This window comes from Legionella waltersii, assembly GCF_001468085.1.
Lineage (GTDB): Bacteria > Pseudomonadota > Gammaproteobacteria > Legionellales > Legionellaceae > Legionella > Legionella waltersii.
The window spans coordinates 172,012-181,773 of record NZ_LNZB01000031.1 but is presented as its reverse complement, the minus strand read 5'-3'; the positions used below and the strand labels follow the sequence as shown (position 1 = coordinate 181,773).

The following is a 9,762-nucleotide window of genomic DNA, read 5'->3' as shown; positions in this document are numbered from 1 at the left end:
AAGCGGACCAACTCACTCCCTGCTGTAACTAAGATTTGATTCACACAGCAAAGAAGAAACCGAGCCGCGCGCGTCAGCAAGCGGACCGTTGCAGGCCGTCTAGGAGAATCTAATGACACCGCTTAAGGCAGCGCCATTAGTCAAAACACCCGACTTTTGGTATAAATGCCCCATTTAAAAAATGAGTCGATACCTCAGCCCTCACGGTCTCGGCTCGGTTTTTCATCCCATCGTCCCCGGAGACAAAGATACAAGATGAATGATCCTCAGGGTTTTGCGTAAGTCCTGATCCTGTCAAAACCAAGCTTTTTTAAAATTGACCGAGGAAACACCTTTCGGCGTCTTTTCCAGCATGCTCCAAACAGGATTACAACGTTGCAAGTAACCAATAAGAACATGTTTGTCACTGCAACTATAGCGTATAGGCATTGAATCAAATACCTCTCCAGGATTTACTGCCAAACAATGTTCACCATTAATTAATTCAATGGCCCAGGGGTAAGTACGAGACATATCAAGAGGTTTATGAAATGCATTAGATAATTGTTCGTTCACCACAATTCTCACACTTTCCCCTATCCACGGTGATTGAGGGCAAACCACTTCTTTATTCTTCCCGGTTTCTTTAGCAAAACAAGGATCATACACTTTACCCTCTGCCTGACAACGCCAAGCATCCTCTCTAAGAATCAATTGGGATTGAGCAAAACAATGTCCAATAATTTTGCTCTTAACCACCACGGGGGCTTGTTCGGTAACTTCACCAAAAGGTCTATAAAGCTTTAATACAGTATCTTCAGCATGCACAATGGTTGAGATAAAAAATAACGTTACAAATAAAACTCTTTGCATCATACTGTTCCCCCAGTTATTTCATTTAGTGTATTATCTCAGCCAAACAATGCTCTTTGAAGCGGAATACTATTTTATAAGATTTTGGAGTGTATAATGACAGAAGTCTTCACCATAAAACAATGCCTTGAAGGTGAAATCAGCATTGATGAAACCGTAACCGTAAGAGGCTGGGTTAAAACCCGTCGTGATTCTAAAGCAGGTTTATCATTTATCAGTTTGCATGATGGCTCTTGTTTTGCTCCAATTCAGATCGTCGCTACAGACAGTTTAGCGAACTACACGTTGGAAGTAGCTAAACTTAATGCAGGTTGCGCCATCATTGCCACTGGAAAATTAGTTGCTTCACAAGGCAAAGGACAATTTTGTGAAATCCAAGCTGAACATATTCAAGTCGTAGGTTGGGTAGACAATCCAGACTCTTACCCTATTCAAGCTAAAAGACATACCCTAGAGTTTTTAAGAGAAGTGGCTCATTTACGCCCAAGAACAAACACCATTGGTGCTGTTACCCGTATTCGCCATTGTTTATCCCAAGCAATTCACCGTTTTTATGACTCGCTTGGATTCTTCTGGGTACATACCCCAATCATTACCTCCAGTGATTGCGAAGGGGCCGGTGAAATGTTTCGTGTTTCTACATTGGACATGCTAAATCTACCCAAAACAGAACAAGGACAAATTGATTTTAGTAAAGACTTTTTCGGCAAAGAAACCTTTTTAACCGTATCCGGGCAATTGAACGTCGAAGCTTACTGTCTAGCTATGTCTAAGGTATATACGTTTGGACCAACATTCCGTGCGGAAAATTCAAACACAAGCCGCCATTTGGCTGAGTTTTGGATGGTTGAACCCGAAGTTGCTTTTGCCACATTGCATGACATCTGTGATTTAAGTCAAACCATGTTACGTTACTTGTGCAAAACAGTTCTCGATGAACGCGCCGATGACATGGAGTTTTTTAATCAATTTGTAGCACCTGGTTGTATAGAGCGCATGGAGCACATAGCCCAGTCAGAATTTGAAATCATGACTTATACGGACGCCATCGCCGCACTTGAAAGAAGTGAGCAAAAATTTGAGTTTCCAGTCAGTTGGGGACTTGATCTGCAGTCTGAACATGAAAGGTATTTAGCTGAAGTTCTCTGCAAAAAACCAGTTATCCTAACGAACTACCCCCAAGAAATCAAAGGGTTCTATATGCGCCTTAATGATGATGGCCGAACAGTAGCTGCTATGGATGTTCTTGCACCAGGTATTGGAGAGATAATTGGAGGTAGTCAGCGTGAAGAAAGGCTTGAAGTCTTGGATAAGCGTATGGATGAGTGTAATTTAAACAAAGAACACTACCAGTGGTATCGTGATTTACGCCGATATGGTTCCGTGCCACATGCAGGTTTCGGGCTTGGATTTGAGCGCTTAATTTCTTACGTGACTGGCATTGGTAATGTGCGTGATGTTATTCCATTCCCACGCACACCAGGACATGCAGACTATTAAAGGCCGTTTCTGACCGCGTCTTCATTTTCAGTGCTATGCTCATCGATCCCAACTGCAGTCTGTTGTTTTGACTGTTGTTGGGTTACTGGACATTCTAAGGGATACATCTTTTTTAATGACCGCAATCTAGGAGAACTGAGATCATCTTCATCCCTTTTCATTACTACTCCAGCATCTATGAAATCAAGTCGTTGAGGATCTCGATGAATGGCTTTCTCACCATTCTTTAAAGACCCTGTAGATGATGCGCGAGAGCGAAGAGTTGTGAGTATTATTGTTGAGCTATCTTCTTGTGTTTCCGTTGTTGAAGCTTCATCTGTAGAGGGATCCCTTTCCTGTTTACCTTGCATAATTACTACTCCTTTCATTATTTTATTTCAAGTTATTGAATTTCCCCTCGTGCAGGACCATCACCCTATCCATTCGATGGGCTAATTGCTGATCGTGGGTAACAATAACCAACGCGGTATTCAATTTTTCATTAAGTTCTAACATCAACTCAAATACTTTTCCAGCAGTGGCTTCATCCAAATTACCGGTGGGTTCATCTGCCAGAACACAGTGGGGTTGATGAACCAAAGCCCTTGCGATTGCCACCCGCTGGCGCTCCCCGCCTGATAGCTGAGCTGGTTTATGCTGTAATCGAGGCTTGAGACCAACGTGTTCTAACATCATTTCGGCTTTCATTTCAGAGTCTTGAATCGACTGTCCTCCAAGGAGCAAAGGCATCATCACGTTTTCAATGGCTGTAAATTCTGGCAATAAATGATGAAATTGGTATACAAATCCTAACCGTTGATTCCGTAATTGGCAACGGTGTTTTTCATTGATTTGTTGCCAATCAACATCACCGACTAAAACAGAGCCTCTAGTAGGCTTATCCAATCCCCCAAGCAAATGCAGTAAGGTACTCTTACCAGATCCTGATGGACCAATAATTGCTACTCTATCTCCTTTGGCCAACGATAAATCAATACCCTTTAAAACTTCAACTTTGGTAACACCATCATGATAGGTTTTACACAATCCCTTACTGGTTAAAATGACATCACTCATAATGCAAAGCCTCCGCAATCACCGTTTTCGAGGCTCTCCAAGCCGGGTAAATGGTTGCAATAAAACTCATAAATAATGCAGCAAAACAGACCTGCCAAATGTCTTTGAGCATAATTTTTGAAGGCAAGTAATCAACAAAGTAAATGCTTGACGACAAGACTTTCACATGGAAAAAGGCTTGTAATGCATTTACAATCTCTGTTGCATTTAGAGCTAGAATTATTCCACCAATTAAACCAAGTACGGTCCCTACAATACCCACCATCATGCCTTGAACAACAAATATCCATAGTATGGTAGAAGGAGTTGCGCCTATCGTTCTTAAAATCGCAATTTCAGCCTGTTTATCATTGACCACCATCACCAAAGAGGAAACTAAATTGAATGCCGCTACAGCGATAATTAGGAGCAAGATCATGAACATCATGGTTTTTTCCATTTTAACCGCTTCAAAAAAGGCGCCAAATTGTTGGGTCCAATTTCCAACTTGATACTCTTCACCAAGCATATTGGACAGCTTATAGGTCAACTCAGGTGCTTGATACACGTTTTGGATTTTCAATTTAATGCCTGTAACGTCCTCACCCAATTGCATTAATTTTTGCGCGTCTTCGATATTGATAAACGCTAGTTTGGTATCAAAATTAAAGCCCGTTCCTGCAGAAAAAACTCCCACCACAGTAAATCGTTTGAAACGCGGAATCATGCCTGCTGGAGTTACCGTGGCCTCAGGAATCATGATGGTCACTTTGTCCCCGACCATTGCTCCTAAAGTATCTGCTATTCCTTTACCAAGAATGATCCCAAAATGGTTGAGATCCTGCATGTTACCCACCAATAATTTACTATTAAGATGAGTTACTTGCTCTTCAAGACCTGGCATGACCCCAGTCAGTACGATGGGTAGGACCTGCCCTTCATGAGTTAATAACCCTTGTCCTCCCACATACGGAGCAATGGATTTAACTTCTGGTATTGATTCTATTTTTTTAGCAACTTCTTTCCAGTCTTTTAAACGATCGTTATAACCAGTAATCGTTATTTCAGGTGCCATGCCAAAAAATCGCTTATGGATTTCTTGATCAAACCCATTCATGACGGACAAAACAGTAATCAAAACCATTACCCCCATACCAATGCCAAGCATGGAACTTAAGGATATAAAAGAAACGAAGTGATTCTTCTTCCGTGAGCGGGTATAACGCAATCCTATAAAAAGAGCTAAGGGTCTAAACATGGTTATTTTGATCAGGCTTAAAATTCTTATTGTACAGGACTTATAGAAAAGTCCAAGGATGAAGTCAAAAAGAAGTTAGGTCTTTATTCGAATTAGGGATATTCACTGCTTTTCGTTTGCGGATCGGTTGGCACTGTGCAAAAACGAGCCGCTACCGTAAGGTCTCAGGAATCGACTCATTTTTTAAAAGGAGTATTTATACCAAAGGTCAAGCGACGCGCCTAATGGCGCTGCCTTAAGCGGTGTCATTAGGTTTTTCTATCCAGGCCGCATCGGTCCACTTGCTTACGCGCGCGGCTCGGTTCCTTCTTTGCTATCTGAATCAAATCCTAGTCACAGCAGGGAGTTAACCGAGCCGCGACCGTAAGGAAGCGGATAAAGGACTGATTCCATTCCTTTACTTCAACCAAAATCCCAAACAACACAAGAAATGATCAAATTTTAGTTTAAATTAATATTTTGTTAACATATTATACTTAAAATGAAAGCCATCAATTTAGGTTAACTCATTATGCCATTTCCAAAGATATCAACAGTACTCAATAACTGTCCCTTACATGCGATAACTCCCGAATTAAAAAGAGAAATTTTAAATTTTAGGGATATAGCACATTATGATAATCACCATAATGCTAATTTCTTGCTGCTAAAACAGAAATTTGCCCTTTTTTACGGATTCAATCCGGAGACTTTCACATGGGAACATTTTGCTGATATTTTAGAAGAGTACAATGCCTTTGATACGCAAATTATTTTGGGCCCTGTACTCCGTGAATTCATGGTTGATCAGCTCCCAAGTAACGAAGAAATCCAAGGATTCATCTTTGAGGATATGACTGCCCAACAATGGAAGGATATCCGTACAAAAATTCGACCACATACCGGCCGTTATGAAAGTCTTTCACCTGATGAACTATTTGGTTGGGTTTGTAAACCCCTAGGGTTTGATCTACGTTATTCCCCTGAAAATGGTGATGTTACAAATTACAAATGCCATGCTCATCCTATATCCCGCATTGATATCTACCATCATGGTGGCAGAGAGGGAGCCCATCAAGGGGGACATTGGGAAAGGACTGTAAGAGGAGAAGGCTCGATCAATGCTCAGAACCGAGATGATACGCAACTGAACCCCTTCTTACTCCTAATAGGAGAAGATGCTCGAACTAACCCTGCTGGTTTTAACCTATTAAAACAACACGTGCGTTTAACCCACAGAAAAATTGTTGAAAACAATGACCATGCAGTAGCTACAGCTCAACTTATTCGTTCAGCGACGCTTATCGAAGAATACATCTTCAATATTGCTAATGTCCCGCAAAGTCTTGCAATTCAATTGCTAGGAAAAAATTTGCCTCAAGATGTTCGTGAGTTCATAGACAGTTATCCATTTCACCCAGTTCCTTCGCAACAAATCTATGAGCGATGGGTATATGCAGAACTTCACAATGAGCTCAAACCACCTCTTGATGAAAGGGAAAATCATGTTGCGCAAAGACTTGTGGCTCGTCTTAGACAAGAAAACAATATGCCCCAAGTACATCAACAACAACCATCTGATGAACACCCAATGTCAGTAAGATTACGAGGTAGGAGACATACGTCTCCTTATGAAAGAGCTCTTGATGCGAAATTAAGAACTTTATGGGATAAAGTAGAAAATCTTGGACAAAGGTGTGCGCTTGAAAAGCAAGGTTCTGATGAGTTCAAACGCTTAGAAGCTGCTGCAGAAGCTGCTCTTCGACTATTTTTAGATATTTCTCAGCTTAAAGATACCTATTTCGAACTACCTAACCCCTCTGAAAAAGACACTGCAACATTTAAATTAAAGTGTAAGCAAAAAATCGACGATGCCAAGAAGATCTTGGATCCACATCGTGGTTGGTCTGAGTTTCTTGTGAACTTAGTCTTATTTATTGGAACCTTGACCCTAGGTTTTATAGGAAAAGGACTGTACAACCTAACTCAAAATAGGAATTTCTTATTCGTGCATAAAACGGCTTCCAGTGCTATAGCTGATGACATCCTAGACGAAATCAATAGAATTGATCCGCCTGCTTCTGGCATGGATTAAGTTAAGAGTTAAAGTTTTGCGTTCTTGATTAGTGCCCCCTGAAATGGGGATGAGCTGATTACATTTACTTCAGAATACAACTTGGTGCCCAGGGCCGGAATCGAACCGGCATGGTGTTACCACCGAGGGATTTTAAGTCCCTTGCGTCTACCTGTTTCGCCACCTGGGCAATGTCTTGGTTTTGGAGGCTGAGGCCGGAATCGAACCGGCGTACACGGCTTTGCAGGCCGCTGCATGACCACTCTGCCACACAGCCCCATGTATTTTGTCTTGCTCTAAAAAAAAAGCGACTACTCTGTCGCTTTAATTTGGAGCGGGAAACGAGACTCGAACTCGCGACCCTAACCTTGGCAAGGTTATGCTCTACCAACTGAGCTATTCCCGCGTCTCTACGGGATGAGATTCTACCGAAAATAAATTCACTGTCAACATCAAAGTTAATTTTTTTTCATTAATTCAGGCCACGCTACCGCTAAATAGATAACCATAGACCATAGAGTTAATATTGCAGCAACGTACAACAACACAAATCCTAAACTTCCCCACCAAGATACGACAGGGTTAAAAGCCAACAATAAAACCAATGCAACCATTTGTAAGGTTGTCTTCACTTTCCCTATGTAACCAACCGTTACGCTCGTACGACGACCAATTTCAGCCATCCATTCTCTTAGTGCTGAAATAACAATTTCGCGTCCAACAATAACAATGGCAGGAATTGTAATGTAATGAATATCCTTGGCACCGACTAGCAATAACAAACTAGTAGACACAAGTAATTTATCCGCAACTGGATCTAAAAATGCCCCAAAAGGAGACATCATTTCTAATTTCCGAGCCAAATAGCCATCAAGCCAATCCGTAAGACTTGCAAATGCAAAAATTAAAGCGGCTACTGCAGGTGCCCAATGGAAAGGGAGGTAAAATGCCACCACAAATACGGGTATCAGAATTATCCTCATTAATGTCAATACATTAGGCAAACTAGTTAATGTGCTCACTAATCATTGCTCCCTTGCTCATCCTTTTGGTAATTTAAGAAATTCTGCTAAAAGTGTATAGTCATCAAAAACGGCCATAGCACCAGCCTCTTTTAGCGCATCCGACTGCTGGTGATAGAAATCTACACCTATTGCACTGACATGAATACCAGTAGCCATCTCCATGTCCGAGACTGAATCGCCAATCATTAGTGTGGCATCTGGAGTCTGGTTAAATTCTTCCATAATTTCTTCAAGCATTTGCGGACAAGGTTTAGCAGGCACTTGGCCAGCCGATCGGGTCACTTTGAATATCTCATCAAGGCCTGTTGCTTGCAGTGCCCGTAATAAAGATTGATGTCCTTTATTGGTTGCAATCGCAATTTGTATATTTTGCTGCACCAGTTGTTTAATAAATGGCATTACACCTGGTATTAAACTAACGTCTGAGTGTCTAGAAACCATCGCATTCTGAACAGCTTGCATCAGATCTTCTTGTTCTTTTGTTGACAGTTTAGGAAATAGTTTTTTTACCGCTTGGACTAAACCTAGGTTGGCATATTGTCTTGCCTTATCCATGTCCAGCTCACCAAAACCTAATGCAATTGATTCTGATGAAATAGTATGTAAAACGACACCAAGCGTATCAGCAATCGTACCTTCCCAATCAAAAATGACTAATTCATATGCATTACTACTCATGGCTTAGCTTGCTCCTTGCACGCAATAATTTTAATGTGTTGGCAAATCGCTCATCAACTTCGGCTTGAAATAAATACTTTGTCCCATTTAAATTAAATTGAATCGCTCTGGCATGCAAATACAATCGATGTTGATTACTTTCGATCCCTTCTACTGTTCCAATTTTATACCCATATTTTTCATCGCCAACAATGATATGCCCCAAATGAGCACTATGAACACGAATTTGATGCGTACGACCAGTTTTAGGACTTGCCTCAACCCAACATGCCTGCTGATAGTTTTCTAATAACTTAAATTCTGTTTCTGATGCTTTTCCCTCTTCAGTGACTGCTACGAATCGTTCACCCGATTTTAAGGTGTTTTTTTCTAATGCTGCAGATACTGTAATAGTCTTTTTTCCTTCCCAACGATGACATAACAATGCCCAGTAGGTTTTTTTTATTTCTCTTGATTCCAATAAGGCATGTATCGATCTTAAAGCGCTGCGCTTTTTTGCTATCAGAAGACAACCTGATGTGTCTTTATCCAGACGATGAACTAATTCTAAATAAGGTAAATCCTGTCTAGTCTTTCTTAGCGCTTCAATAACACCCAAGCTTAAACCACTCCCACCATGCACAGCGATGCCCGCTGGCTTATTCATTACCAATAAGGAAGAATCTTCAAAAATAATACTATTCTTCAATCGATTTGCCAAACCATCACCAACAAATACTTCTTTGGGTTCTGACATTCTTATAGGAGGGATGCGAATAGAGTCACCCGTGTGCAAGCGTGTATTTATTTGAGCTCTTTTTTTATTAACCCTAACTTCACCACCACGAATAATTCGGTAAATATGACTTTTGGGCACGCCTTTTAAAACCCGAATTAAATAATTATCTAAACGTTGGCCTTCTTCTTCGGCGCCAATTTCTTTATAACTGACTTCACTCATTCTCAATAAACCTATTTGCTGAGCGTGATTTTTTTGCTATAATCAAACATCGTTAGGGATTATTTCCTACGACCGGATTATAACGTATAAATCGAAGAAATAGTTTATTTAGTTGACGAATAATCAACAAAAGATTTGCAATTAATTAGCTCATGGCCAATTAATGCATAGAGAAAAACACAATGCGCTTCCATTTAAGTCGCAGATAGAAGGAAGCGACCCATAATCAGAGAGAAATTGATAAGTATTTCGACAGATACCTACGCATGCCAGACATGCTTTTTACCACTTACAAATGACTTGCGGGCTGTATCGCGCCTGAAAAAAGGCCCTTTTTTGTTAATCCCGTTAAGCTGTAATCGGTACATCTCACAGCATGCACCTTTCATAAATAAGGTAGCCTGCGTACGGTCTGTCCACA

9 protein-coding genes and 3 tRNA genes are annotated in these 9,762 nt (G+C 40.9%); 2 read left to right on the top strand and 10 right to left on the bottom strand.

Annotated elements, in window-relative coordinates; genetic code table 11:
• Nucleotides 1-294 precede the first annotated feature (294 nt).
• Entirely contained in the window at nucleotides 295-855 is a 561-nt protein-coding gene (locus tag Lwal_RS06170) for a hypothetical protein (RefSeq protein ID WP_058479950.1), read from the bottom strand.
• Between the two features lie 93 nt (nucleotides 856-948).
• Here Lwal_RS06170 and asnS point away from each other — a divergent pair, with 93 nt between their 5' ends.
• Nucleotides 949-2,352: an asparagine--tRNA ligase gene (gene asnS, locus Lwal_RS06165; protein WP_058479949.1), complete on the top strand. Its 1,404-nt coding sequence runs from the start codon at nucleotides 949-951 to the stop codon at nucleotides 2,350-2,352.
• Here asnS and Lwal_RS06160 read toward each other — a convergent pair.
• The 3 genes from Lwal_RS06160 to Lwal_RS06150 are packed head-to-tail and all read right to left on the bottom strand — an operon-like array spanning nucleotide 2,349 to nucleotide 4,645.
• Nucleotides 2,349-2,702, bottom strand: coding sequence for a hypothetical protein (locus Lwal_RS06160; RefSeq protein WP_058479948.1), 354 nt, complete (start codon nucleotides 2,700-2,702; stop codon nucleotides 2,349-2,351). The two genes, asnS and Lwal_RS06160, sit on opposite strands and share 4 nt — an antisense overlap.
• Nucleotides 2,703-2,724: 22 nt before the next feature.
• Complete coding sequence (gene lolD / locus Lwal_RS06155; protein ID WP_058479947.1) at nucleotides 2,725-3,408, bottom strand: lipoprotein-releasing ABC transporter ATP-binding protein LolD; 684 nt, start codon at nucleotides 3,406-3,408, stop codon at nucleotides 2,725-2,727.
• Nucleotides 3,401-4,645 carry a lipoprotein-releasing ABC transporter permease subunit gene (locus Lwal_RS06150; RefSeq protein WP_058479946.1) on the bottom strand — a complete coding sequence of 415 codons (1,245 nt, stop codon included), beginning with the start codon at nucleotides 4,643-4,645 and terminating at the stop codon, nucleotides 3,401-3,403. The genes lolD and Lwal_RS06150 overlap by 8 nt, the downstream gene beginning before the upstream one ends.
• A gap of 511 nt (nucleotides 4,646-5,156) precedes the next feature.
• Here Lwal_RS06150 and Lwal_RS06145 point away from each other — a divergent pair.
• The gene (locus Lwal_RS06145) at nucleotides 5,157-6,719 is read left to right on the top strand and encodes a hypothetical protein (RefSeq protein ID WP_058479945.1); all 1,563 of its coding nucleotides are present in this window, start codon (nucleotides 5,157-5,159) and stop codon (nucleotides 6,717-6,719) included.
• 82 nt (nucleotides 6,720-6,801) lie between these two features.
• Here Lwal_RS06145 and Lwal_RS06140 read toward each other — a convergent pair.
• The 6 genes from Lwal_RS06140 to Lwal_RS06115 form a co-directional block, all read right to left on the bottom strand.
• Nucleotides 6,802-6,888 (bottom strand) — tRNA-Leu (locus Lwal_RS06140).
• Between the two features lie 13 nt (nucleotides 6,889-6,901).
• Nucleotides 6,902-6,975: transfer RNA gene (locus Lwal_RS06135), tRNA-Cys, on the bottom strand.
• Between the two features lie 53 nt (nucleotides 6,976-7,028).
• Nucleotides 7,029-7,104 (bottom strand) — tRNA-Gly (locus Lwal_RS06130).
• A gap of 52 nt (nucleotides 7,105-7,156) precedes the next feature.
• Nucleotides 7,157-7,720 (bottom strand): CDP-diacylglycerol--glycerol-3-phosphate 3-phosphatidyltransferase, encoded by a 564-nt coding sequence (pgsA, locus tag Lwal_RS06125; RefSeq protein WP_058479944.1) that lies wholly within the window; start codon nucleotides 7,718-7,720, stop codon nucleotides 7,157-7,159.
• Between the two features lie 18 nt (nucleotides 7,721-7,738).
• The gene (locus Lwal_RS06120; RefSeq protein WP_058479943.1) at nucleotides 7,739-8,401 is read right to left on the bottom strand and encodes an HAD family hydrolase; all 663 of its coding nucleotides are present in this window, start codon (nucleotides 8,399-8,401) and stop codon (nucleotides 7,739-7,741) included.
• Nucleotides 8,394-9,341, bottom strand: coding sequence for an RluA family pseudouridine synthase (locus tag Lwal_RS06115; RefSeq protein WP_058479942.1), 948 nt, complete (start codon nucleotides 9,339-9,341; stop codon nucleotides 8,394-8,396). Before Lwal_RS06115 ends, Lwal_RS06120 begins: the two co-directional genes overlap by 8 nt.
• Between the last annotated feature and the right edge of the window lie 421 nt (nucleotides 9,342-9,762).